28 protein-coding genes are annotated in these 24,571 nt (G+C 66.5%); 24 read left to right on the top strand and 4 right to left on the bottom strand.

Going from position 1 to position 24,571, the window contains the following annotated elements; translation table 11 throughout:
- Positions 1-67: 67 nt before the first annotated feature.
- Entirely contained in the window at positions 68-607 is a 540-nt protein-coding gene (locus L0977_RS10940) for a hypothetical protein (protein WP_234264899.1), read from the bottom strand.
- A gap of 561 nt (positions 608-1,168) precedes the next feature.
- On the opposite strand from L0977_RS10940, the gene pilL2 reads away from it, so the two are divergent.
- The 24 genes from pilL2 to L0977_RS10820 all read left to right on the top strand — a co-directional run bounded on the left by pilL2 (position 1,169) and on the right by L0977_RS10820 (position 23,168).
- Positions 1,169-1,690: a PFGI-1 class ICE element type IV pilus protein PilL2 gene (pilL2, locus tag L0977_RS10935; protein ID WP_234264898.1), complete on the top strand. Its 522-nt coding sequence runs from the start codon at positions 1,169-1,171 to the stop codon at positions 1,688-1,690.
- A 68-nt stretch (positions 1,691-1,758) separates the two neighbouring features.
- A complete protein-coding gene (locus L0977_RS10930) occupies positions 1,759-2,679 on the top strand; it encodes a hypothetical protein (RefSeq protein ID WP_234264897.1) in 921 nt (306 codons plus the stop codon).
- On the top strand, positions 2,676-3,260 hold the full coding sequence (locus L0977_RS10925; RefSeq protein ID WP_234264896.1) for an integrating conjugative element protein: 585 nt from the start codon (positions 2,676-2,678) through the stop codon (positions 3,258-3,260). Before L0977_RS10930 ends, L0977_RS10925 begins: the two co-directional genes overlap by 4 nt.
- 266 nt (positions 3,261-3,526) lie before the next feature.
- Entirely contained in the window at positions 3,527-4,096 is a 570-nt protein-coding gene (locus L0977_RS10920) for a lytic transglycosylase domain-containing protein (protein WP_234264895.1), read from the top strand.
- A complete protein-coding gene (locus L0977_RS10915; RefSeq protein WP_234264894.1) occupies positions 4,093-4,698 on the top strand; it encodes a PFL_4695 family integrating conjugative element protein in 606 nt (201 codons plus the stop codon). The genes L0977_RS10920 and L0977_RS10915 overlap by 4 nt, the downstream gene beginning before the upstream one ends.
- A complete protein-coding gene (gene traD, locus L0977_RS10910; protein WP_326491062.1) occupies positions 4,695-7,016 on the top strand; it encodes a type IV conjugative transfer system coupling protein TraD in 2,322 nt (773 codons plus the stop codon). Before L0977_RS10915 ends, traD begins: the two co-directional genes overlap by 4 nt.
- Before the next feature lie 5 nt (positions 7,017-7,021).
- Positions 7,022-7,768, top strand: a complete 747-nt coding sequence (locus L0977_RS10905; protein WP_442786630.1) for a TIGR03747 family integrating conjugative element membrane protein — start codon at positions 7,022-7,024, stop codon at positions 7,766-7,768.
- A 104-nt stretch (positions 7,769-7,872) separates the two neighbouring features.
- Positions 7,873-8,232, top strand: a complete 360-nt coding sequence (locus tag L0977_RS10900; RefSeq protein WP_234264892.1) for an integrative conjugative element protein, RAQPRD family — start codon at positions 7,873-7,875, stop codon at positions 8,230-8,232.
- 34 nt (positions 8,233-8,266) lie between these two features.
- Positions 8,267-8,500 carry a TIGR03758 family integrating conjugative element protein gene (locus L0977_RS10895; protein WP_133156644.1) on the top strand — a complete coding sequence of 78 codons (234 nt, stop codon included), beginning with the start codon at positions 8,267-8,269 and terminating at the stop codon, positions 8,498-8,500.
- A 72-nt stretch (positions 8,501-8,572) separates the two neighbouring features.
- On the top strand, positions 8,573-8,995 hold the full coding sequence (locus tag L0977_RS10890) for a TIGR03745 family integrating conjugative element membrane protein (RefSeq protein ID WP_133156645.1): 423 nt from the start codon (positions 8,573-8,575) through the stop codon (positions 8,993-8,995).
- 48 nt (positions 8,996-9,043) lie between these two features.
- On the top strand, positions 9,044-9,541 hold the full coding sequence (locus L0977_RS10885; protein ID WP_234264891.1) for a TIGR03750 family conjugal transfer protein: 498 nt from the start codon (positions 9,044-9,046) through the stop codon (positions 9,539-9,541).
- 23 nt (positions 9,542-9,564) lie between these two features.
- The gene (locus L0977_RS10880; RefSeq protein ID WP_084383438.1) at positions 9,565-10,374 is read left to right on the top strand and encodes a PFL_4703 family integrating conjugative element protein; all 810 of its coding nucleotides are present in this window, start codon (positions 9,565-9,567) and stop codon (positions 10,372-10,374) included.
- A gap of 52 nt (positions 10,375-10,426) precedes the next feature.
- Positions 10,427-11,560, top strand: coding sequence for a TIGR03749 family integrating conjugative element protein (locus L0977_RS10875; RefSeq protein WP_234264890.1), 1,134 nt, complete (start codon positions 10,427-10,429; stop codon positions 11,558-11,560).
- A gap of 15 nt (positions 11,561-11,575) precedes the next feature.
- Entirely contained in the window at positions 11,576-13,018 is a 1,443-nt protein-coding gene (locus L0977_RS10870; protein WP_234264889.1) for a TIGR03752 family integrating conjugative element protein, read from the top strand.
- Complete coding sequence (locus L0977_RS10865; protein ID WP_234264888.1) at positions 13,005-13,505, top strand: TIGR03751 family conjugal transfer lipoprotein; 501 nt, start codon at positions 13,005-13,007, stop codon at positions 13,503-13,505. The genes L0977_RS10870 and L0977_RS10865 overlap by 14 nt, the downstream gene beginning before the upstream one ends.
- A gap of 56 nt (positions 13,506-13,561) precedes the next feature.
- Positions 13,562-16,546, top strand: coding sequence for a conjugative transfer ATPase (locus L0977_RS10860; protein WP_234264887.1), 2,985 nt, complete (start codon positions 13,562-13,564; stop codon positions 16,544-16,546).
- 17 nt (positions 16,547-16,563) lie between these two features.
- Complete coding sequence (locus L0977_RS10855) at positions 16,564-16,821, top strand: hypothetical protein (protein ID WP_234264886.1); 258 nt, start codon at positions 16,564-16,566, stop codon at positions 16,819-16,821.
- A 1-nt stretch (position 16,822) separates the two neighbouring features.
- The gene (locus L0977_RS10850) at positions 16,823-17,356 is read left to right on the top strand and encodes a hypothetical protein (RefSeq protein ID WP_234264885.1); all 534 of its coding nucleotides are present in this window, start codon (positions 16,823-16,825) and stop codon (positions 17,354-17,356) included.
- A gap of 61 nt (positions 17,357-17,417) precedes the next feature.
- Positions 17,418-17,849 carry a DUF1525 domain-containing protein gene (locus L0977_RS10845; protein ID WP_234264884.1) on the top strand — a complete coding sequence of 144 codons (432 nt, stop codon included), beginning with the start codon at positions 17,418-17,420 and terminating at the stop codon, positions 17,847-17,849.
- 58 nt (positions 17,850-17,907) lie between these two features.
- The gene (locus L0977_RS10840) at positions 17,908-18,348 is read left to right on the top strand and encodes a TIGR03757 family integrating conjugative element protein (protein WP_234264883.1); all 441 of its coding nucleotides are present in this window, start codon (positions 17,908-17,910) and stop codon (positions 18,346-18,348) included.
- Positions 18,349-18,361: 13 nt separating this feature from the next.
- Positions 18,362-19,693, top strand: coding sequence for a TraU family protein (locus L0977_RS10835; RefSeq protein ID WP_234264882.1), 1,332 nt, complete (start codon positions 18,362-18,364; stop codon positions 19,691-19,693).
- A gap of 40 nt (positions 19,694-19,733) precedes the next feature.
- A complete protein-coding gene (locus L0977_RS10830; protein WP_234264881.1) occupies positions 19,734-21,104 on the top strand; it encodes an integrating conjugative element protein in 1,371 nt (456 codons plus the stop codon).
- A 12-nt stretch (positions 21,105-21,116) separates the two neighbouring features.
- On the top strand, positions 21,117-21,512 hold the full coding sequence (locus tag L0977_RS10825; protein ID WP_234264880.1) for a hypothetical protein: 396 nt from the start codon (positions 21,117-21,119) through the stop codon (positions 21,510-21,512).
- A gap of 18 nt (positions 21,513-21,530) precedes the next feature.
- Entirely contained in the window at positions 21,531-23,168 is a 1,638-nt protein-coding gene (locus L0977_RS10820) for a conjugal transfer protein TraG N-terminal domain-containing protein (protein WP_234264879.1), read from the top strand.
- Between the two features lie 304 nt (positions 23,169-23,472).
- Here the strand turns inward: L0977_RS10820 and L0977_RS10815 are convergent, their stop codons facing one another.
- From L0977_RS10815 to L0977_RS10805, 3 genes are read right to left on the bottom strand one after another with little or no spacing between them, the layout of a single operon-like run.
- A complete protein-coding gene (locus tag L0977_RS10815) occupies positions 23,473-23,694 on the bottom strand; it encodes a hypothetical protein (protein WP_234264878.1) in 222 nt (73 codons plus the stop codon).
- A gap of 24 nt (positions 23,695-23,718) precedes the next feature.
- A complete protein-coding gene (locus L0977_RS10810; RefSeq protein ID WP_234264877.1) occupies positions 23,719-23,994 on the bottom strand; it encodes a type II toxin-antitoxin system RelE/ParE family toxin in 276 nt (91 codons plus the stop codon).
- Positions 23,994-24,260: a CopG family ribbon-helix-helix protein gene (locus tag L0977_RS10805; RefSeq protein WP_234264876.1), complete on the bottom strand. Its 267-nt coding sequence runs from the start codon at positions 24,258-24,260 to the stop codon at positions 23,994-23,996. Before L0977_RS10805 ends, L0977_RS10810 begins: the two co-directional genes overlap by 1 nt.
- Positions 24,261-24,571: the final 311 nt, after the last annotated feature.

Raw genomic sequence — 24,571 nt, 5'->3', positions numbered from 1 at the left:
CGGGCGCGGGGAACGCGGGTCCCATCGTTTGATCCAGCGCATGCAGTGACCGATCATGAGTGTTGCCTCAGCGCTCCAGCAGGTAGGCCATGAGCTGCTGACGGAAGTGACGGCCCTTGCGGTTGACATGCAAGGTGGCATGGTCGGGCAGGTCGATGTGCTGCCCCAGGAACGACAGCCACGGTTGCTCCAGCGGATTCCACGGAATGTCCATGGGCACGTCCTTGAATCTGCGTTCGAGCTTCCAGCGCGCGCCGAACAGCGTCACTGGTGAGTTGGTCAGGACCACGGCCAACCGGAACCTCAATGCAGCGGGGTCCTGCTCGGGCGGTGTGGCGCCACTGCGTTTGCGCTTGATCTCCTCACGCAGGTCCAGGTTCGCGATGAAGGCCGCTTCGGGCATGCCGGTCTCCATCCACCGTGCCACGCCGTCGTACATCTTGAGGAAGCTGAATACGCGCGGAATCCAGTCGACCAGGCCCAGCTCGTGCAGCGATGCCGCCACCAGGTAGGGCGCATGCTGCGCGTCATGAATGCTGCGTCCGCCTGATATGTCGAGGGAATTGGCAAATCCCTCCCTGGGTGAGAGCCGCTGGCGTGTGGTCATTGTTGTGAATCCCTGCGCGAATAAGACCGGGTCACTCTAGGCAGGCGTGCCCTTTCGCACAACTCAAAACCTGCCAGCACGTGCGGCAGGTTTTCGCTTGACGCCTGCGCGCTGTTTTGCTACCCGCATCCAGGCGCTGCCGCACGCCCCGCCGTGCGGTTGCGCCTCCTGTGCCCTTATCCCCCGCATTGCCCGTTCCAGTAGGCCCTTTGCCCCCCGAGACCTTGGGAGGGGGGCGCCCTTTGGATAGGGCCATTAACCGGTAAACCGCCTTTGCCCGTCCCTGCCCCGCCCACGGGGCAGCGAACCTTTGTTGTCGTTTTGCCACGACTGGTAACAGCGCTTACACCTTAAGCATTGCCCTGTCAAGCGAAAACCTGCCTTTTCTGCGGCAGGTTTTCGGTGGCGACAAACCCTCCCGATTCAGAAACTGCCCAGCACTGGCGACGCATCTCCTGGGGGCGTCATGTTTGCCTGGTGGCCCTCGCGGGTCACCAGGCGCTTTCTTCCCAGCAGGTCCCAGGCGCGTCCAGTGATTTCAACCAGTGAAGAGGCGGGTCCATGTCATTCAAAGCACTTTTGTCCCTTGTGTTGCTGGCGGTGGTCGCAGCGGCAGCTCATCCCGTTCTCGCGCAGACCGTCACCCCCGACGGCAGCCAGGTCCAGGTGGGGCGCTACACCACCCAGGCCGGCGCGCCCACCGAAAGCCTGGCCGACCCGCTGTCGGTGTACGCGCAGCTGAGCTACCCGCGCCAGACGGTCAACACCGTGGGCGAGGCACTGGCACACACCCTGGTGCGCACGGGTTTTCGGCTGGTCCCCGCCGAGGCGCTGGATGAAACCGCGCGCAACTTCCTCGCCCTGCCCTTGCCCGAGTCGCAGCGGCGCATAGGTCCGCACCGTGTGAGCGACCTGCTCAAGACCTTGCTGGGTCCAGCCTGGCAACTGCACAGCGATCCGGTGAGCCGCCAGGTCTGGTTCACCCGCTCGGCTTCCAAGGGCACCCCGGCGCCTCAACCGCCCAGACCCCAGGCGCAAGCCATGGAGGCAGAACGTCACGCTGATGCATTCGGCTCGCCCTGAACCCTGCTCACCACGCACCGCAATCAGTTCCCTTTCGACCACTTTTCATATTCGCCGTGAGGACAGCCATGGACCCAGATGCAGAAATGCAGGAGTTTCAGCGCCAGCAGGATGACGAGTTCTGGGACACCAAACGTCGTGACGCCGAGCAGACACGCACGTCGCGTTCGCCCCGTGCACGGGCTGCTGACCATCCAACCGATGGCGTGTTGCCCGATCCGACCGAAGCGGTGCGCAGCAACGCCGACGCGACCTTCGAGCGCCCCACGCCCGTGAGCGCCGCGCCGGTCAAAAAGGGCAAGCCGGTGCTGACCGGTGCCGTGGTCCTCCTGCTCATTCTGGGATCGGTGGCCGCGTTCATGATGTGGTCCTCGGGCGGATTGCCATTCGCTCGCAAGAAGGAGGCATCGCCCGCAGTGGCTGCGCTGGCTGAACCCACCGCACCGGCCGGCGCGGGTCTGCCTCCTGCCTTGCCGGCCACAGCGCCGGCCCAGGCCGTGCCTGTTGCATCGGTTGCGCAAGACCCCCAGCTGCAGGAACAGCTGGAGCGTCTGGAGAAGCGCCTGGACCAGCTGGTCGCCGGCTTCAAGGCCCAGGGCTACATCAAGGAGGGGGCCGGTCAGGATGGGGCCGATTTGCAGGTGGCCGATTTCCTGCCACACCCCTCGATCCTGCCGCCGCCTGCTGCACCGCAGCCGGTCGCAGCAGCAGCGGCAAGCCGTCCGGCGCCGCGCAAACCCGCTGTGCGCCGCCCGGTCGCTGCAGTGGCTCCCCGGCCGACCCACCAGGTGCTGAGCGTGGACATGTGGGACGGCCGGCCTTCGGTGGTGGTCGGTGAGGTCGGTGGCAACCCAGCGCACGTGCGCGTGCTCTCGCCCGGCGATTCCTACCAGGGTGTGACGCTCACCTCCGTGGATGTGGCCGGCCAACGCGCGACGTTCAGCGACGGCGCGCGTTCGGTGAGCATCGCCGTGGAGCGTCAGCCATGAGGACCCCGCTGCTTCGCCCGGTGCTGGGTTATGTGGGCGTGCTCTGCGCCGCGAGCCTTTTGATGTGGGTACTGGTGCAGCCTGCACGGGCGCAAACCGCCACCACGCGCATTCAGGAGGCCCAGACGCAACTGGGTCAGACCAATGCGCAGCGCATCGCCCAGGCGCATTCGCGCCTGGATGCCAACGATCTGCTGGTGGCTCAAATCTGGGGCCTGAGCGAGGAAGAGATGATCCGCGCCAAGGTCCTGCTCAAGGGACCTCGGGCCGCGTTCTCCGTCGAAAACCTTTCTCCCGTGGAGGCCCTGGGCATCCACGCACGCGATGACGCGGAGCGCCAGCGCTACGCCGAGATGTTCGCCCGTGCCCTGCAGGCCGATGTCGAGCGCTCGCTGGCTTGGAACCGCGCGTTCCAGCAGGCCCAGTCGCGCCTGTACCCGAACCAGAAGGTCGTGGATTTCGAGGGGCTGCCCATGGTGGAGGGGCCAACCTCAGCCGCCGATCTGCTGGGCATTCCGCGCAAGCTGGTCAAGGACCCATCCCGTCCCTTGGCTCCAGCCAAGGCCGCACCCCGCCGCTGAGCCAGAAAACGGACATGCAAGCTCAGCACCACCTTTTGTCCCTCTCGAACCGCCCAGTGTTCAGGCGCGTGCATGCGTGGGCGCTGTGCCTCGGCGCGGCCTTGGTGGTGGCGCAAGGCCATGCCCAGGAGTCTGATCACGGCGCGGCATGGGTCAGCAGTGCGGAACACCAGCGGGTGATCCTGCCCCGCCTGAGCAAGCAGCCTGCAGCGGCAAGCCGTCCCGCCGCACGAGGTGTCTCTGAGTCCGCTGGACCCGTTGATGCCATGCCGGATGCCACCGTCCAGCGTGCAACGACCACCGACAGGGCTGCCGCTGTGGCTGAGCAACTGCTGCAGCGGCCTTTGCCTGCAGTCCGTAGCCATGCAAGGGCGCGCCAGATGACGCCGGAGATGGCGCAGATGCTCCAGCGCGCTTCGCGCCACTTCGCGGTCGATGCCCACCTGGTGCAGGCGGTGATCCATGCAGAGTCGGCCTTCAACCCCCGCGCGGTCAGTCCCAAGAACGCCATCGGCTTGATGCAGGTGCTGCCATCGACCGCCCGGGACCTGGGCTTGCAGGAGCTGCAGGGCCTCTCCGTCGAGCAGTTGCTGGCCGATCCGCGCGTGAGCATCGTGCTGGGCACCAAGTATCTGGCCGAGCAACTGGCCCGCTTCGACGGCAACGTCGAGCTGGCCGTTGCCGCCTACAACGCCGGTCCGGGTGCGGTCATCAAGGCGGGTCACCGCGTACCGAACTACCCGGAGACGCGCCAATACGTCCGTCGGGTGCTCAGTCTGGCCAAGGCCTATCAGAGCGCCGTTCAGGGCACCGCCGAGCCGGGGGAGCCCACATGAACCGCACGTTGACGCTGGGCATCGCTCGCATGGCTGCTGCATGGGTGTGCGCCCTGGCCGGTACGCTGTGCACGGGCTGGGCCGTGGCCCAGCCCGTGGTGATCCATGCCGGTCCCGGCGCCGTGCCCATGGGCACCTACCTCGGTCACCTGGTGGCAGGGGTGGATCAGGCTGGTGTGCTCGACGGGGTGCGCTTTCCGATCCGCTCGGGCATGGTGCCGGGCGTGCTCTCCGAAGCGCAGGCCCGTACCGCCAGCGGCCTGTTCCGGCCCGAATGGCTGGCTCATCCGGTGTTCCTGGTGGGCACCGATCCGCTCAGCCGCCAATGGCTGTCGCAGCACCGCCAGGCCCTGATTGCCCTGGGAGCGTCCGGTCTGGTGGTGCAGGCCGAATCCGAACGCGCTTTCAAGCAGGTCCAGCAGCTCGCCGGAGGCGCATCGCTGGCCCCCATGGTGGGCGACTGGCTCACCACCACGCTGCGACGGGCGGGCGTGCAGACCTATCCGCTGCTGGTGCTCGCCGATGGGCGCCTGACCAGCTCGCCCCCTCGCACGGCGGGCGCCGCGCCCACTGCGGCGCCGATGCAGGAGGCCAAGCCGTGAAGCCCGATGACGCACTCGAAGCCCTGCTGCGGCCTCCGGTGGAGCTGTGGAGCACGATGACCGTCTGGGGCGTGGCCCTGGTCGCCATCGTGGCGCCGTGGGCGCTGATGATGCCGCCGTGGATGGGCTGGGTGCTCGCGGCCATCGCGGGCTACTTCGGGTGGGTGCGCTGCAAGCAGGCGCTGCACATCCTGAAGTACCAGCACGGGATGAAGTATTACCCCGTGACGCGCATGGCGCCTCACGAAATCCCGGTCGAGCCCGGGCAGCTCTACCTCGGGCACGGCTTCGAGTGGTCCCAGCAGCACACCCAGCGCAAGCACGAGGCCAGCCGGCCGGACGCCGAGCGTTTCGTCAAGCCGCAAGCGCGAGAAAATGCCATGCGCGGCCTGGGCGTGCAACTGGCCGCTTGGAGCAAGACCGTCCCCGATGTGTCTGCCGAATCCGTGCCAGCAGCCAAGTTCGAGGGCTTGCGCGCGGCTGTGGCCAGCCTGACTACCAAGGCGGTCGAGTGGGACCACTGGCTCAACCCGCTCAAGGCCTATGACGACCTGGGCGGCTCCCCGGTGCTCCATGGCGTGGGCGCCCTGGAGGAACGTCCCATCACCATGCGGCAGGCCTCGCGCACGGGCCACATGATCGTGCTGGGCACCACGCGCGTGGGCAAGTCGCGGCTGCTCGAAGTGCTGGCCACGCAGGACATTCACGCGGGCCATGTGGTGATCGTGATCGATCCCAAGGGGGACGCCGATCTGATGATGCGGCTGTACGCCGAAGCGCACCGGGCCGGCCGCGGCAACCAGTTCTACCTGTTCCACCTGGGCTATCCCGACATCTCTGCCCGCTACAACGGCATCGGCAACTTCTCCCGCATCACCGAGGTGGCCGCACGCGCCACCAACGCCCTGCCCTCTTCGGGCAACTCGGCCGCGTTCAAGGAGTTCTCCTGGCGCTTCACCAACCTGGTGGCGCAGGCCCAGGTCGCACTCGGCCGTGTGCCGACCTACGAGAGCCTGCTGGCCGACGTCACGGGCATCGACCCGCTGTTCATGGACTACGCCCACATGGTGTTCCGCCAGAAGGCGGCAGAGGGCCAGTACACCGACTACCAGGACCGGCTGGGCCATCTGGAGGGCCTGATCGAGAAGAAGAAGTACCCGGTCTCGCGGGCGCTGTCCGACCGCGATCCGCCGCTGGTGGCCATGATCTCGCTGATCAAGGAGCTGCGCGTGCCGGACAAGGTGCTCACGGGCCTGGCGGCGGCGGTGTCCTACGAGCGGTCCTTCTACGAGAAGATCATCGCCAGCCTCGGCCCGTTCCTGGAGAAGCTGACCTCCGGCGCCGTGGGCAAGCTCATCAGCCCGGACTACTTCGACCCCCACGACAAGCGCCCGATCTTCGACTGGATGAGCGTCATCCGCCAAGGCGGCATCGTCTACTGCGGGCTGGACGCGCTGACCGACTCGGTCGTGTCCTCGGCCGTGGGCAACAGCATGCTGGCCGATCTGGTCAGCGTGGGCGGCAAGCTCTACAAGACCGGTCTGGACCCGCACCACCCCACGGGCAAGATCGTGCTGCCCACGATCTGCTGCCACTTCGACGAGGTCAACGAGATCGCCGGCCCCGAGTTCGTGCCCATGGTCAACAAGCTCGGTGGCTCGGGTTTTCGGATCACGGCCTATACCCAGTCGATGTTCGACATCGAGGCCAAGGTGGGCGACAAGGCCAAGGCCGGCCAGATCCTGGACAACTTCAACCACCTGGTGATGCTGCGGGTGCGCTCGGTCAACACGGCCAACCTGCTGGCCGAGCAGGTGCCGCAGGTGGATGTGGTGCACATCACACCCAGTACCGGTGTGAGCGACAGCGCGGCCGACGGCAGCGGCGTGGACTTCACCTCGCGCAACGTGGACATCGTCACCAGCACCAAGGTGCCGATGATCCAGCCGGCCGACATCCTGAGTCTGCCCCAGGGTCAGGCGTTCGCCCTGCTCGAAGGCAACCGGCGATTCAAGCTGCGCATCCCCCTGCCCAGGAAGGATGCCGACCCGTTCGTGCCCGAGTCCATCCGCCAGGTGGCGCTGGACATGAAGGCGCGTTACCGGACCTCCGAGCAGTGGGCGCGCGAGACCGACTGGCTGGGCAACCAACCCATCGGCATGGCCGGCGCCGGGGTGATCGACACGGCACTGGCGCTGCGCGACCAGGTCCAGGACGAGCAGGAAGACTCGGACGGCGATGACAGCCTGGCTACGCGGACCGAGCCGCGCGAGATGGACTTCAACAGCTCGGCCAACGCCACGGGAGTCCTTGAATGAGTGCCATGGTGGCCAAGACCCCGGGCCGGCCGCGCGCACGCGGTCCGGTCGAGCTGGGCCTGGAGATGGGCTTTGGACTGTTGTTCATCACCCTCTTCGCCTGGTTCATCGGGATGATGATCGAGATCGTGGGCTCGTTCACGCTCTGGCGCGACCTGCAGGAGAACCACGCCCAGCAGATCGTGGAGCAGGACCTGGAGTACATCGCCCAGGCGCCGCGCAGTCTGCTGGTGCGCGACACCGTGGCCTGGTCCGAGCAGCTGGTGCGCAACGTGCGCCTGCCCTACGAGCGCCTGGGGGTGATCGGCTGGTACGAGCGTCAGCAGGCGATCTTCCAGGCCGCGCAGGATGCGCCCACGGGCGATCTGCGCCACAACGCCGCCCGCGCCAACCGCTCCATGCAGATTCTGCTCAGCCGCTGGGCGGTGACCTCCATGTACGTGCTGCAGGACGTGCTGCTGCGCCTGTCGGTGGCGGCGTTTGCTGCCCCTGCCTTCATCCTGGCCTGCCTGGTGGGCGTGGTCGATGGCCTGGTGCGCCGTGACCTGCGCCGCTGGGGTGGCGGGCGCGAAAGCTCCTTCGTCTATCACCACGCCAAGCGCTACACAGCCTGGGCGCTGACCGGCGGTTTCGGTCTGTACCTGGCCTGGCCGTTCGGCAACTTCAACCCGTCTCACATGGTGATCGTCTTCACCGTCCTGGTCGCGTTCGCCATGTCCACCACGGTGGCCACCTTCAAGAAGTACGTCTGATGCAGCCCAGCTACCCAGCCCACCGAATCACCTCGCACCGCATCCCATCGCTCTTCGAGTCCGGCGCAGCGCAGACCACCCCTGTTTCACCCCAAGGAGTCCCGATGAACACCTCCGTTTCCATGCTCCCGTCCCAAACGCCCCAGCAGGCCACCCCAGGCTCGCGCGTGCGCCGCAGCTGGGTGCTCGCCGTGCTCTATGTGGCGCTGAGCGCCACCAACGCCCAGGCGGGCGACGCCGACACCGAGCGCGAGAACCTGGCGCGCATCGCCTCGGAGATCGAGCGCGTGCAAGTGATGGTCTCCGAAGCCGCACAGACCGCTCCCACGGGCGAGCGGGTGAAGTTCCGCTACGACTGGCTGCTGCGCGACCTGGGCCAGTTGCGCGAGGGCATCACCTCCCATGTGGATGCGCCGCGCCAGCCACGCCCGGTGCCGCCGCTGCGTGGCGACTACCGCCAGTGAGCCCACCCACTCCACTTTTCACAGGAGCTGCTGCATGGACCCCACGATGAGTCTGGCATTCGAGGCGGGATCGGGTGTCTCGCCCACCGCCCTGCGGACCACGGTCCAGCTCATTGCCAGCGGCGTGATCCTGCTGGTCTTTGCCTGGGCCATGTTGGCCATCTTCAACGCCTACAAGGAAGAGCGCGCCTCGCTGATGTCGGCCACCTGGTCGGCGCTGAAGGTGATGGTGATCCTGGCGGTTCTGTTCTTCGCGGTGTTCCGGTGACGCGAGTGATGTCCTGACCCATCCACCGGTTTTCCTTCCTTCATCTCCATCACTTCTTCAAGGAGCACACCCATGACCCAGCGTCAACACCCACCCGCCCGGCAGGCCGCTGCCGCAGGGTTCAAACACTTGGGCGACCGCCTGCAGCGCTGGGCGCTGGCACCGGTCGTGGCCGTGATGTGCAGCCCGGCCCTGGCCGCGCTGCCCACCATGCCCACGCCGGGCACGGACATGAACGGCGCCACCTGCGCCGCTGGCGACTGGATGTGCGCCATGAGCGCCTACTTCAAGGCGGGCATGGCCATCCTGGGCCTGGTGCTGGTCGCGCTGGGCTTCCTCTACGTGGTCGGCGGTGCCCTGTCCAAGTGGCGCGAGTACACGGCCGGCCGCGCGCAGATCGCCGACCTCAAGGAGTATTTCATCATGGGGATGATCCTCACGGTGTTCCTTGTGATCCTGGTGACCTACGCCTTCCAGGTGATCGGTCAGACCTGACCGTCCCGCGCAGCAAATCACATCCAGGTTCAAGCAAGGGAACAGGTCATGAGCGGCACACCGACGGCCTCCGACGACACCCAGCGCAGCGCCGAGCGCAGCCAGGCGCCCGAGCGGGTGCCACTGACCCACCGCGTCAACGTCGAGCCGTCTGTGCTTCGCGGCATGACGGTGACCGAGGCCAAGGTGATGGCGGCGATCTCCATCCCCGTCTGCTTGCTCCTGGGTGTGGTGTTGCTGTTGTTCACGGGCCTGTGGCAGCTGATGCTGCTGCCCGCCATCTTCGGGCCGATTGCCGCCCTGTGGTTCGGATCGGCCAAGCTGCAGGACCTCAAGCGCGGTCGGCCCGACGGCTACTACACCCAGGCGCTGCACCTGTGGTTTGCACGCAAGGGCCTGAGCAAGAGCCGGTTTCTCACCCACCACGGGCAGTGGTCGCTGGGTCGCTCTCTGCCGTTCTCGCTGAGCCACCCTCTGGACCCACAGGCCGGCCGTTCCCTCTGGCGCCGGCTGGCGCGGCCGCGCCGCACGCCCCATGAATCCTGAGTTTTACCAACGAGCCGATCACCATGTCCAGATACCTTGATGCCCTTGCCGCCGAACGCGCCCACAACGCCCGACTGTTCCGGGCCCTGGTGGTGATCGGCCTGGTGGCCGTCGTCGGGATGGCCCTGCTGTGGGCCAGGCCGCGCCAGATCGACCTGCACATCAACCCGGACCTGCGCGCCGGGGAGCGCGTGTCGGTCACCGGTGGCGTGGCGCCCGTGCCCAACCCCAACGTGTACAGCTTCGCCTACTACGTCTGGCAGCAGGTCAACCGCTGGCAGAGCGATGGCGGCAAGGACTACGGCAAGCAGATCTACGACTTCCAGTCCTACCTGACCCCGCGCTGCCAGGCGCAGTTGCAGGGCGACATCGACAACCGCAACCGGGCTGGCGAGCTGCACCAGCGCACGCGTCAGATCAGCGAAATTCCCGGCCTGGGATTCCAGGACAACCGGGTGATCGGTGAAGGTCCCTCGGCCTGGACCGTGCTGCTGGACATGCAGGTGACCGAGACTTTCCGAGGCCAGGCGGTCAAGGACGCCTTCATCCGCTATCCCGTTCGCGTGGTGCGCTACGACGTCGACCGCGAGCGCAACCCGTTCAGGCTGGCCGTGGACTGTTTCGGCTCTGCCGCGCCCGCCCGGCTGGACATCAAGGACAGCGCCATCGGCGCCGCTCAGGGACTGACCCCTGCAGCACTGCCAGCGATCAGCGCCCAGGCACCGATTGCGGTGTCGCCATCGCCGACCACGACACCGCTCGCTGCCGAAAGCGCCAACACCGCGACCGGTGCGCCAGCAACCACCCCCTCCGCACCGGCATCGAGCCGATGAAACGCCATCCCCCTCTGCGCTGCAGCAGGCCATTCCTCCCAAAGGACGACCCATGTCTGATCACACCCCAACCCTTGCGGGCCATGTCCTGAGCGTCAGCCTGGCGGCGCTGGCCGTGTTCGCAGCCCTGCCGTCGCTGGCGCAGCAGGTGCAGGACATCGCGCCTGCTGCGACCCAGCCACCGCTGATCGCCCTGCCTGCTGCAGGCCAGAAGCCGGTACCGGCATCGAGCACCGCCTCCCCTCCCGTGGTCGCTGAGGTGGATCTGGGACAGGCCGGCGCCGTCGCTGCCGGCGCTTCACCCGCTCCCATGCCCCAGGGCGTGGCCGCGCGCGCGGCCGCTGCGGCCCGCGACTCGGGAACGCCTGCGTCTTCGAACCAGGCCGCGCCCACCCCCAAGGCCAAGCCAGCTACCAAGAATGCCAACCGCGCGGCAGCATCGTCCGGCGCTGCTGCGCCGTCGGATCGCCCCGGTGTGGAGCGGGCGGTCTTCAACCGGCAGCCCGTGCGGGTCGGCCTGCCGGTCCAGCGCGAGCGCTTAATCACGCTCCCCGGCCCTGCCGCCCTGCATGTGCCCGCCGACATCGAGTCGGTGGCTCGCGTGGAGGCCATCGACCGCACCATCTATGTCACCGCGCTGGTGCCCTTCGCCCCAATCCGCATCGTGGCCGAGCTGATCGACGGTGGACGGCAAATCCCGCTGGACCTGGTGGCCAACGCCCAGACCTCGGGCGCCAGCGCCGAGCTGGAGGTGTTCCTGGACCGATCCGGCAGCCGCGATGCCTCTGCCGGCGCTGCAGCGGCCACCGAGGCCGGCCCACCGGCTGCGGACATGGTCGAACTCACGCGCTTTGCCTCCCGCATGCTGTATGCGCCCCGTCGCCTGGCCACCACGCGGCCCGGCATCTCGCAAGTCCAGGTCAGCACCAAGCCCGTGCCAGGGCTGGTGCGTGGTGGCCTGGTCGAGACGGTGCCGCTGGGTCAGTGGCGCTCGGCCGGCCTGTATGTCACGGCGGTTCGCGTGACCAACAAGTCGGCTCAGCCCTTCGAGCTGCCGCTTGAGCACCTGCGTGGGCGCTGGCTGGCGGTGACCGCGCAGCACGGGCGCATTGGTCCTGCTGGCAGCGAGACGGACACCACGGCGCTGTACCTGATCTGCGACCGTGCCTTTGACGCCTGTCTCTGAGCGGAGGAACTGTTCATGGCCATCAAACAGAACACCTTGCTGCCCGTCCTGGGCCTGCTCTCCCTGCTCATCGTGGGGGTCATCCTGTACCAGCAGTTCAGCGGCTCGCAGGGCGGCGCACCCGCTGCACCTATGAAGGCGGTGCCCCAGCCCAGCGAGCTGCCACCCACCAAAGGCGCTGACAACGACAACGCGGGCGAGACCCTGGCCACGGTGGTGGCCAGCAACGCCGAGTTGCGCAAGCAAGTGGCCGAGATCGTCGAGCGCAACAAGAAGCTCGAAGAGGAAGCGGCCCGGCGCGGCGCAGCGCGCCCGACCACGGGGTCCGGCCAGAAAGACGGGGAGTTCGGGGCGACCGTGGATGCGGCTGGCCAGGCCGCTGAATCGTTGCTGGGCGCTCTGCCCACCCTGCCCACGTCGCGCCCTGCGCCGGGTTCGCAGGTCGGCCGCACGGTCAACGGCGGTGCCGCAGCGCCCATCACGGCGGACCTGAACCTGGGCGAGCAGGAAGCGGCGCCGGGCGCCGTGGCCTACAAGACCGTGGCGCCCATGGGCTACGCGGCCTTCGAGGACACGCGCAACCGCAATCAGGGACCTCCCTCGACGCGGTACGTGCGAACCAACGCCAGCGCCCGCGCCGGCACAGAACCGGCAGGTGCAGGTGGCGCAGCCACCGGGGGCGCGGCAGGTGTCGCCGAGGCAGAACAGGACGAGGCCTACTTCACGCTGCCCGAGAACTCAACACTGGTGGGTGCCAAGGCCATGACCGCCATCATCGGGCGGGTGCCGATTGACGGCCGGGTGACCGATCCGATGCAGTTCAAGCTGATCGTCGGGCGCGAGAACCTCGCGGCCAATGGCTGGGAGCTGCCCGAGGACATCGCCGGCATGATCCTCACCGGCGTGGCCATCGGCGACATGGCCCTGTCCTGCTCCGAGGGCAAGATCCGCTCGGCCACCTTCGTGTTCAACGACGGCACGATCCGCACGGTTTCCTCGCGCGGTCGAGGCGCTACGGCCGGATCGAGCGGCGACCTGGGCTTCATCAGCGACCCGCGCGGCAACCCCTGCATCGTTGGCAAGTTCGTCACCAACGCGCCAGCGTACCTGACCGACATCATCGGTGCCAAGACGCTGGGCGTGGCAGGCCAGGCCTACGCCGACGCCGCCAAGCTGGTCACCCAGAACGCCCTGGGATCGACCACCACCCAGATCACAGACACCAGCCGCTACGTCATGGGCCAGGCCGTCAGCGGCGCCACCGACGAGTTCACGGCCTGGCTGCTTTCACGCCTGAAGAACTCCTTCGACGCGGTGGTCACCCCCTCGGGCGACGAGGTGGTGATCCACCTGGATCAGGAGCTGCGCCTGGACAAGGCCGTCGCCGCCCGAAAGATCGCGCACCGCGCCCAGAACACCAGCAACGCCCAACGCGGAGGAAACCATGGCCTCGAATGACACCCCACGCCACCCCCACCACCGCTGGCATCGCCCGGCGCTGCTCACCCTCTCGGTGCTGGTGCCGCTGGCCCTGGCCGCATGTTCGGCCGCTGGCCCGCGCGAGTCTCCCCTGATCGGCGCCACCGAGGGCAGTCCCACGGTCACCGAGGTCTACCGCGACCAGCAGTCGGGTCAGGGCGCTCAGGGCCGCAACCTGCAGGCCCGCGACAACTTGCAACTGGCCAGCCGCGCACGCACGGTGGACGGGCGCGATGCGCGTCAGAGCAAGTACTGGGACCCGCTCAATCCCACGCAGCAGCGCTTTGCCCGTGTGCCCAACCCCGACCTGGTGATGGTGGTCTACCCCCACCTGTCCAAGGGCAAGTACCCGGTGCCCGGCTACGTGACGGTGTTTCCCATGTACGAGACGGTGGAGTACGCCCTGCCCGGCGAGATCGAGCAGGAAGACAGCCAGGCGCGCGAGCGCTTCATCCCGTCCCGCTGAGCCGCAGAACAACCCCACCGAATCCGACCACCCGCCCATCAAGAGGGATGCCGTCCATGGCTGCTACACAAAAACTCGGTCTGTTGTCCGTGATCCAGGCCCTGGGTCTGATGCCCAAGGGGCGTGCTGGTGCCACAGACGCTGCGGGTACGGAGCCGAAGAAGCCCAGCGCTGCCCGTCAAGGGCCCAAGGATGCTGCCCCGCGTGAGCCCATGACCGTAGGGCGCCGTCAGGGCATGGCCCAGCGTCCGCCTTCGTTCACCGACCTGCTGCCGTATGTCAGCTACGAGGCAGATGCCAAGACCTTCGTGCTGGGCGACGGCACCACGCTCGGGGCGCTGTTCGAGCTGGGTGCGGTGCCCACCGAAGCCCAGGCACCGGCCTACCTGATCGACAAGGCCCGCAAGGTGCAGGAGGCTCTGCAGGCGCTGCCCGAGTCCACCGACACCCCGTGGATCGTCCAGTTCTTCGTCAACGACGACCGCGATATCAGCGGCCTGAACACCTACCTGCGCGACTACATCGCCCAGGTGCACGAGCGGTATCCCGAGCGGCGCGACGCCATCCTGAGTTCCCCCTACACCCAGGCGGTGCTCAAGGAGTTCGAGAAGCACCTGGCCCTGGTCTCTCGCCCGCAAGGCCTGTTCACCGACACCTTGGTCAGTGGCCAACCCTGGCGCGGGCAGCAGCGGCGCGTGCGCTGCGCGGTCTACAAGCGCTTCACCCGCCTGTCCGAGGACCCCTCGCCCGCGCAGCAACAGATCGAGGCGGTTTCGGTCACGCTGATGGCCACGCTGCATGAGTCGGGCGTCCAGGCCCGCCGCTGCAGCTCGCGCGAGTTCTACGAGTGGCTGCTGCCCTTCTTCAATCGCAAGGTGCCTTGGGCCAGCCGACATACCGGCGACCTGCTGGAGCAGCTGCCCTACCCCGGCGATCAGTCCCCCGCACACGATGCCGACGGCCGCGAGGCGGCGCCGGTTTTCGGGTGGGACATGGCCGATCTGCTGAGCGTGAGCCCACCCGTCTCGGATGCCGAGGCAGGCCTGTTCGAGTTCGATGGCGTGCCAGTCAAGGCACTCACGCTCGACGGCATGCGCACCAACCCGAACATCGGCCACTTCACCGCCGAGCGCAGCCTGGGCAAGGAAGCCTTTGCGCGCTTTGACCGGCTGCCGGCCGGCTGCATGCTCTCCATCACCGTGACCGTGGAGCCGCAGCACCGGCTGGACGAGCACATCGCCCGCATCCGCGACGCCTCGCGCGCCCAGACGCCGCTGGCCATGGAGACGCACAAGGAGTGCGTGCAGGTGCTCAAGCGCATGATCGAGGGCGACAAGCTGTATCCGATGCTCATGACGCTGTACGTCACGGCCCCCACCCGCGAGGAGCTGGGCGCCGTGATCTCGCAAGTCAATGCCCAGCTCGTGCCTTCTGGCCTTCGCTTCATCGACGCCCGCCAGGACCTGGTGGCCCTGGACAGCTTCATCCGGGGTCTGCCCTTCGCCTTCGATCCGGCCTTCGATGCCAAGCAGCTGCGCCGCACCCGCCTGACCTTCGCCTCACAGATCGCCGCCCTGCTGCCGGTCTACGGCCGCTCGCGTGGCACTCCGCACCCGGGCATGTGGTTCTGGAACCGGGGCGGCGAACCCCTGTGGGTCGATCCGCTCAACCGGCACGACCGCAAGAAGAACGCCCACATGCTGGTGCTCGGACCTACAGGGGCGGGCAAGAGCGCGACCTTGAACTACATCGCCATGCTGACCATGGCGGTGCACCGCCCTCGCCTGGTCATTGCCGACGCCGGCCGCTCCTTCTCCCTGCTCATGGACTACTTCAAGACCATGGGCCTGTCCACCTACAGCGTGACGCTGACCAACGAGGCGGACGTGTCCCTGCCGCCGTTCTTCCACGCCCACCGGCTGCTGGGCGACCAGGACGTGATGTCCTCCTACCGCGCCGCCGAGCAGCAGGCCCGGCAGAACGCCGGAATGCCCGACGATGCCAGCCTGGATGCGCTGCTGGACGGCAAGAAGCCGGCCGAGATCGAGCGCGAGCCCACGGCCGCAAGTGGTGATGAGGCCGACGCCGACGACGAAGGCACCGACAAGCGCGATCTGCTGGGAGAAATGCTGATTGCTGCGATCATGATGATCACCGGTGGCGAGCAGCAGGAGGTCGAGCGCATGTCCCGCGCCGACCGATACCTGATCACCAACGCCATCATCCGCGCCGCCACCCGCTCCGCAGCCGAAGGCCGCAAGCACCCGCTGACGCACGACGTGGCCATCGCCCTCATGGGCATGCACGCCGATGCCACGCTCTCCCCTGCACGCCAGGCGCGCGCCGAAGAAATGGGTCAGGCCATGATGAGCTTCACCCAGGGCCTGCGCGGCAAGCTGTTCAACCGCGAGGGCGTGGACTGGCCCGATGCCGATGTGACCCTGGTGGAGATGGGCACCCTGACGCAGGACGGCTACGGCGATGCGCTGGCCGTGGCCTACACCAGCCTGATCGACTCGGTGCAGTCGCGCGGCGAGCGCGCACAGGCCGAGGACCGGCCGCTGATCATGCTCACCGACGAGGGGCACTTGATCACCACCAATGAGCTGTTGGGACCCAAGATCGCCAAGGGCACCAAGATGTGGCGCAAGCTCAACATCTGGTTCTGGCTGGCCACGCAGAACTTGAAGGACTTCCCCGACAGCATGAGCCGCGTGCTGTCGATGTGCGAATACTGGATGCTGCTGACCATGGACCGCTCCGAGATTGAGGAGGTGGCGCGGTTTCGCAGCCTCACCCCCGAACAGCGCGCCCTCATGGAGTCGGCTCGCAAGGAGCCGCCCAAGTACACCGAGGGCGTGCTCATCTCGGCTTCGGACCAGGCGCTGTTTCGCAACGTGCCACCGGCCCTGCCGATTGCCCTGGCCATGACCGAGGGACACGAAAAAGCCCACCGTCGCCGACTGATGGATCAGCACGGCTGCTCCGAAATGCAGGCCGCTCAGCTGGTGGCCGACGAACTGACCGCCAAGCGCGGCTGATCGAGAAGGGACGGACCATGGACCAGGAAATCACCAGCTTCAACGCGGCCCGCTGGAACGAGCTGTGCGTGCAGTTGGCCGCGCAGGCCTCGCGCAATTGCGGCAGCGCCCATGACCGCTACCAGCGCCTGTTCTCCGAACTGGTGGACGAGCGCCTCAGGGCGATTCCCGAGGTGCATCACGCGGCGGCACTGGAAGTGGCCTACCGCTGGGACTATCTGGACCCGGAAGGTCGCGAGAAGGCGCTGCAGGAATTTGACACCGGGGGACGCTGACATGACCCATCAAGAGGAAAACACGTTCAGTCTCAGCGCGGGTGTCGTCCGCTCTGCCCTGCTTTGTATCCTGCTGGTGATGCTGGCGCTTGGCAGCGGCATCGTCCAGGCGCAGTCCAGAGCAGCAGTCGCCGACCTGTACGGCGGCGTCGAGCGCATCGAGCTGTTCCTGGCACGCCCGACCCCGGTGCGCAATGTCCAGGGCGCCAAGGTGCCCGTGAAGGTCTACCGCCTGTACGCCCACCAGCAGTACATCGAGCAGACCCTGATGCCCAGGATTCCCAAGCTGCCGCCGGGCGCATCGAGCACCGAGATCCAGCACAACATCTCGGCCTACATCGAAGCGAACAAGGCCCAGATCGAGGCCGAGTCCAAGGACCTCAAGGCCATGTACCTGGAGGGCAAGGAACTCACGTTCCGCTACAAGCTGCTGGACTACCCCGCGTTCGTGATCAATGGTGTGGCGGTCTTTGACCACACGAACGACCTGCACGAGGCGCTGCGCGCCTACCAGAAGCACTACCGGGGGCGCTGAGATGAAGTCGTCTGTTGTCTGCGGAGGCTGGACGCCACCGGTTCGGCCCAGGATCGCCGCGTTGCTTCTGTGGGGGGTCACCAGTGCGGGCCCTGTGCTCGCCCAGGGGGCAGCGCCCGCCATCCTCAAGGTCGAGGTGTTTGCCGTCAGTGCCACCCCACTGAACGTCCCGAACAAGCCTGCGTACCCGCTGGCGATCTACCGCACCGACGAGCTGGAACAGGCCCAGCGGGCACTGCTGGCGCCGGCGGGCACCGGGCGCAACGACAAGGAAACCGAATCGCTGCAGGCAGCCTACCTGCGCGAGCAGGGAAAGGCCGTCCTGCACCAGCTCGCTCCGTTGGTCAGTCGCCACTACCAGGTGGAGCAACTGGCGCGCCAGTACGCCATTGCCGCATTGCCGGCCATCGTGATCAACGGCACCAAGGTGATCTACGACGTGACCGATGTGGATCGGGCCGTCGCGATCTTTCAGAAGCTCCAGGGGAATTGACATGCTCATGCACAAGCCCACCACCCAATCGAACAGGCGCCTTGCCAGAGCGCGCCGCATGCCATGGCTGGCAGGCTGGCTCCTTGCCGCTTCCGTCCACGCACAGAGTGCCTCCACGGAGCTCTACCGGGGCATCACCAAGGTCGAGGTGTTTGCCAACTCGGCCATGGTCATCACGGGGGGTGAACCCCAGCGCTACCAGCTGGCCATCTACCGCCTCGATGCGCTCAAGAACGTCGAGGCGGCGATCAACCAGCGCCTGCCCAAGACCGAAGCGGCCGCGCGCGCGTACTTCCAGGCCAACCAGGCCGAAATCAAGAAGCAGATCACCCCGCACGTGCTCGGTGCCGCCAACGGCATCGCGCTGGCCAGGCACTACAAGATCGACCGCCTGCCGGCCATCGTCGTGGATGGCGCCAACGTCATCTACGGGGTGCCCGACGTACCGCAGGCCCTTGCGCTGGTCCAGCAGCACCGGGCCGCAGCCGCCAAGCGCTGAAGGGAGATCCACCTTGACCCGACGGTTTGACCCACTCACCCGCGCCGCCCTGGCGCTCCTGCGCGGCCTGGTGTGTGCCCTGGTGCTGGCGCGGCCGGCCTGGGCCCAGTCGCCCGCGCCGCCACCGAGCACCAACACGCTCGGCGTGCTGGCCGCGACCGCTGCTTCGGCACCCAGCTGCATCTCCTACATGGTCACCGGGGTGTGCTTCTTCCTGCGCTGCACACCGTTCGGCTGCACGGTAGAGACCTCCATCCGGGTCAGCCACTACATGCCCGACGTGGTGGTCAGCACCTACAACGACCAGTACATCCACCCCTGGCGCGACGTGGGCAGCGCCGTCTCCGGCATCGGCGACCGCATTGGCGCCGCGATCCTGCGAAGCCCGTTGGATGCAACGGCCAACACCTCGGCCAAGCGGCGCGGCGCGGCCGAACCCGTGACCATGAAAACGGTCGACGCCATCGGCAATCCGGCGGTACTCATCAACAACTCGGGCACGCGCATGGTGGTGCCCGGCATCACCGAGCTGATGAGCTTTCCCTCCACGCTGCCCGACATCCTGGCCGAGTGGGCCGTGGCGCCCGTGGGCCTGATGCAGCAGGCCGGCGAAGGAGTCATCAACCTGCTGACCAACCCCAGCGCCTTGATGAACACCGTGACCGGCGTTGGCAACCTCATGGGCAACATGGGCCCCGACATGAGCAGCATGGGACCCGCTGCCTCAGGTGGGATGGACTCGGCCAGTCAGGGCGGTTTTCAGGAGCAACTGGGCCAGCTGCGCGGCATGCTCGAAGGCGCGGCCGACGCTGGCGGCGGCAACGACTTCCTGTGTCCCAGCTCGGCCGATGCCTTCGGCGTGTATTTCAGCTCCGACGTCGACTCCCTGTTCTGGCGCAGCATGATCCCGCTGGAGCTGCTCTACGTGGGCTCCTGGTTTCCCGGTTACAAGGAAGTCTCGCAGACACCGGTTTTCAGCACGTGGGGCAGCAAGTACCCCCGTATAGGCGAGGTGGTCCAGCAGCACCCGGTCAAGGCCTCGGCCGTTCTGGCCGAGCGCTCGGCCCAGATCATCCTCAAGCCCTCGCAGCCGCACATCTATGCGCACCTGCGGCCCAAGAGCCCACACTCCTACGTGTGGTTTGCACAAGTGGCCGACCCCAAGTGGTCCATGGTGCACCCCTACCCCTCGGGCTGCCACACCTTCGGCGCCAACGACTCGGTGGCCTTGCTCGGATACGGCGACTACCGCAACACGCCCAACAACAGCTTCGTCTGGAACCTCTGGACCCGGTACGAGTGCTGCCGGCGCCGCACCGAAATCTTCCTGTTCGCGGTCCCTTGAGGCGCCGTGACGCGCGATCCCATTTCTTCCTGGAACCACCATGACCCACAACCGACTCCGTTTTCGTGTGCGGCCCCTGCTGGCCGGCGTTGCCCTGGCCGGCCTGGTGGCACTGACCTGGTCCGCGCCCGCCAGCGCGCAGGCTTCGCGCGGCGCGCTGTACTACCAGCTCGGCGGCAACTCGCCCGGTGGCAACGCCAACTACCGCTCCCAGATCCCGCTGCAGCTCAGCCTCGCGGCCAACCTGCGGCTGAACTACTCCTGCGGCAAGTTCGACATCGGTCTGTCCTGGCAGACGCTGATGAACAACATCGAGCAGTTCGGCGACACGCTCTCCAACGCCATCCGCGCCGGCATCGCTGCGCTGCCGATGTACATCTTTGAGCGTGCCCAGCCCGGTCTCTACCAGCTGTTCCAGACCTACTCGCTCAAGGCCGACGCCATGATCGCAGCGGCCTTGAAGACCTGCGAGGAGATGGAGGCCGCCATCAAGCAGGGCGACAACCCCTACGAGGAATGGGCGGGCATTGCCAAGGGCGAGTCCTGGCGCATGCGCGCCTCCCTCAACGGCGACGTGGTCGAGGCCAAACGGGCCATCAACGAGCAGGAGGAAGGCCACCGAAACGGCGTGAGCTGGATTTTTGGACAACGGGCTGGTGGTGTGGGCACCCAGCCGCTGCGGCCGGTGCGCGACCTCTCGGTTGCGGGCTACAACGTCACGCTCAACCGCCAGCCTGGCTCCTCCGGTGGAGGCCCCGCAGACGCCCGGATGGTGGCCGCGTTCCCCACCTCGGACGCGCTGGCGGTGTTCACTACCAAGGTGCTGGGCGACCAGCAGATCTACCTGTGCGAGGGCATCGCCAACTGCCCTGCGGCCACCTCCACCTCGACCGCCACGGGTCTGGGTCCCTTGCTGGAGGAAGAAATCGTGTTTGTGCGCCCGCGCCTGGAGGCCATCGTCAACGGCACCACCATCCCCACCAGCGCGGCACTGGCCGAAATCGGCGCACCCGGCATCACCGTCAACGCCCAGGTCATTCAGGCCCTGCGAGCCATGCCCGCTGAAAACCGGACCCTGGCCACCAGCCGTCTGGCCCACGAGCTGGGCATGCAGCGGGTGGTGGACAAGGCCCTGATCGCGCGCAACGCGCTGATCACCGGCATGAGCCTGCCCGAGGTCACGGCAGCGGGCAAGGTCTCGCAGGACATGCAGGGCAAGGTCGCACGCATGACGCAGCACATCGAGGACCTGATGTTCGAGCACCGCATCCGCAAGGAAATCACCGCCAACAACGCGCTGGCCATCCTGGAATCGGGCACCCAACGCGATGGCCAGGCCACCCGCGTGCCGCCGGCCGGCCGCCCCGATCCCGCACCGCTCGATGGTGGCCGCGTGCGAACCACTCCCTGAGCCGAGGTCCTCATGAACAACCCCCTCCCCGTCCAACCCATGCCCAGCACCAGCCGCTCAAAGCGCTGGCTGCGCAAGCTGCTGCCCGCCCTGAGCATGCTGGCGCTGGTGCTGCTCATCGGCGTGATCGTCGCCATCTTCCTCGCCCTGGGCGTCAAGTTGGAGGCCCAGCTCGATACGGTCCGGGTGTTCAAGCCCTGGGGTATCGCGATCCAGGGTGCGCTGATCGTGCTCATCGGCTTGCGCTGGACGCAGGTGGTGAACTGGGGTCGCCGCCGAGGCATCGTCCAGGAGTGGGAGTACGAGCAAGTCATTGCGGCGCGCGGCAAGGTCATGCTGATGCTGCTGGCCTACTGGCTCTTGATCCCTGTCGGACCCGCGACCTTGCTGCGGGTGCTTGGCGGCTGAAGAAGGAAGGATCGCACCATGCAACTGGACTCCTACCTGGAAATCTTCACCACCATGTACGGCTGGGCGTTCGCCAACATCATTGGCGAAGCGCTCACCGGCACCGGCCTGGTCGTGCTGCCGTTCATGATCATGGCCTTCAACGCCTGGCGCCAGGCCAAGGAACAGGGCGCCGAGCAGATCGGCGTCTTCGGCCTGGTCGACAGCATCGGCACCCAGCTGATCGTGGGCCTGTTCGTCTTCATGACCTGCTTTGCGACCAGCCCGCTCACTTCGCTGCATTCGATCAACCTGCGCTATCAGCCGCCGCCCACGGCGCTGGAGCCCAACCCACCCGAAGTCTCGCGCGACAGCGGGACGGGTTCGACCTACGACGCGGCGCTGGTCGATGCCATCGACGGCAGCATGAGCAACGTCAGCGGGTCGCTGGCGCACGTGCCCGCCTGGTGGATGACGGTGATGGCGATCTCCTCGGGCATGAACCATTCGATCAAGGCGGGCCTGAACGCCAGCCAGAGCGAGTTGCGCGCGGTCGAGGAACTGGCGCGCATCGCCACCATCGAAGACCCGCGCCTGCTGCACAACATCCAGCGCTTCTACAGCGAGTGCTTCGTGCCGGCGCAAAGCCGGTTCATTCAGATGGACCCTGCGGACCTCACGGCTGCCGGCCGCGCCATCATCGCCACCACCAACACCGAGTACGGCCCGGACGACACCGGCTGGATGGGCTCGCAGCTGTTCCGCACCGAGCCGGGCTTCTACACCGACATGCGCTCGGTCAACCCGGTCACCGGCTTTGCCATCGACTTTGGGCGCGATGTCGACTACTACAACCCCTCTTCGGGCGAGCCCTTGCCGTTCGAGGGCTTTGCCAATCCCGACTGGGGACGCCCGACCTGCCGCGAGTGGTGGGAAGACACCCGCATCGGCCTGCGCGAGGCCATGATCACCCATTCTTCCGACTGGCAGGCCTTGTGGGGGCGGGCGCGCACGCTGTTCTCCAGCGAGGACCGGACCAAGGACGAGTTGGCCCGCCTGGCCCAAGTCAAGGCCAACCCGATGTTCGTCGATCCGACCCAGGCGCTGGGCGACCGCTGGTACCAGAACGCCCGCATCAGCGACCCGGCCGGCATCGCCGATGGCGTGGCCAGGACGGCCGGTGGCGTGCTCTCCAACGTCGGGCTGGGCATCGTCTCGCTGCTGAGCTACATCACCTCAGGGCCACTGAAGAACGGGCTGCTGATGATGCAGGCGCTGATCCTCATGGGCATGTACATGTTCCTGCCCCTGGTGACCTTCTTCTCCGGCTACAACCTCAAGGTGATGCTCTACGGCGCCATCGGCGTCTTCACGGTGAAGTTCTGGGGCGCGCTGTGGGCGATCACGGTGTGGGTGGATGCCCACCTGATCCGCGCCATGTACCCGGTCGGCAGCTTCACGCTGACCGACATCTTCGGGTCGGCCATGCAGGGTCACAAGCGGATGCTGCTGAACCTGCTGATGCTGGGGATGTTTATTGGCTTGCCGCTGCTTTGGACGGGGATGATGGCTTGGCTAGGCTACAGCTTAGGCAATGGCATCACATCAGCATTGAAAAGTGCTGATTCAACCGCAAACAGCACTACGAACTCATCGGTTCCCAGGGGGCGACGTTGATACAGCCCTACCAAGGGCGCCTATTGGGGCCATAGGTTTCTTCCCACATTGGATGCTCAACTGCATCAATGTTGGGAATCCCTTGCCATTCGTTTACAGGTGGGCGCGCCCTCGTCGCGGTCGACATTCCATCAAGCACAGCATTTCCCACGGCAGGCCCGAGCGTCGTCGCAGCACGGTAGACCTTCTCGGCTGCCGCATCGACCAAGCGATAGAAAAGCTTTGCTGTCATGTTGTTCTCCCTTGGGGTTTAAAGGGGATTTTCGTCGAGTCGGTCCCAGTGCGCAACCTACGTCGGCACGCGTCAATCGCAGTGGTTGACCTTCACCGAACGGCGCGGCGCCGTCACCAGCCGGAAATACTTCCAGGCCTCCGCCGGCACGGCCGTCATCGCAGCCAGGCACCAGTAGCGCCGGTCGGCCTCGGATAAGCCGTTCCACCAGGCCATGCCGGCGACGTCCAGATCCTGCAGGGGGCCTTCCACGGGCTCCTCGATGTCGTCAACGCCGGATTTGTTCAACAACATGCACTCCTCACTGGCAATGCCATTTCAGCGGTCTTCCCTGGTGTGCCACAACCGCAGCACGTAGATGATCGAGTTCTGAATCTCGTAGCGAATCTCGTACTCCTTGACCAAGATTCGCCGGACCTCTCGTGGCTCGAATTGGAAAAGCTGCTCGCCAATACGCGGGTTGGTCAACAGAACAGTAGGGGCCTTGGTCAGTGCCTGCACCGCACGCGCAGCCGCTGGTTTGTTCACCGGAGCCAGGAATTCATACAGGCGTACCAAGTCGGAAAGCGCCTTGCTGGTCCACTTCAGCTCCATCAGCGCGGCACCGGCAACGGCTGGTCAGAGCCAAGGCTCTGCGCCCATGTTTGCACCGCCTGGTGGTCGAACACATGACCGGCGTCTACGTCCGCCATCGCTTCTTGGGTCAGCCTGTCGCGCTCCTCTTCCTGGGCGATCCAGGCTGAAAGGGCCTGCTTCATCACCCAGCCGCGAGAGCGTTCAAGTCGGGATGCCATCTGATCGACCTTGTCGGCCAGTGGAAGCGGCACATGTGCGGTCAGCACCCTGGTAGCTGCGGTCATGGGGTTTCTCCTGTCAGAACTTGACGTTGCTGGGCCGGTCATTCCAGCTCACTCAAAGTGAATCATAGTGATTAAAATCAAATCAATCAATGTGTATTGCACAATACAAAGCCATGGCCCGAGCTGACTCCACTCCCACGACGCAGAACTAGGGGTCTCCTCGTTTTCAGTGCAATAAGTGACGGTACGCAAAGCTAGCACTGGCGCGGGGGTGGTCTGGGTAGACCGTTGATTTCATTGACTTTCCTGTTCGCTTTGTAAACGGGTATGGTGGCCTCCCACTTTTGAGGTTCACGATGCAGGGTTGGCAC

It is taken from the genome of Hydrogenophaga sp. NFH-34, from assembly GCF_021401345.1.
GTDB classification, from domain to species: Bacteria; Pseudomonadota; Gammaproteobacteria; order Burkholderiales; family Burkholderiaceae_C; genus Hydrogenophaga; species Hydrogenophaga electricum.
This window is presented reverse-complemented; position numbering and strand designations above follow the sequence as displayed.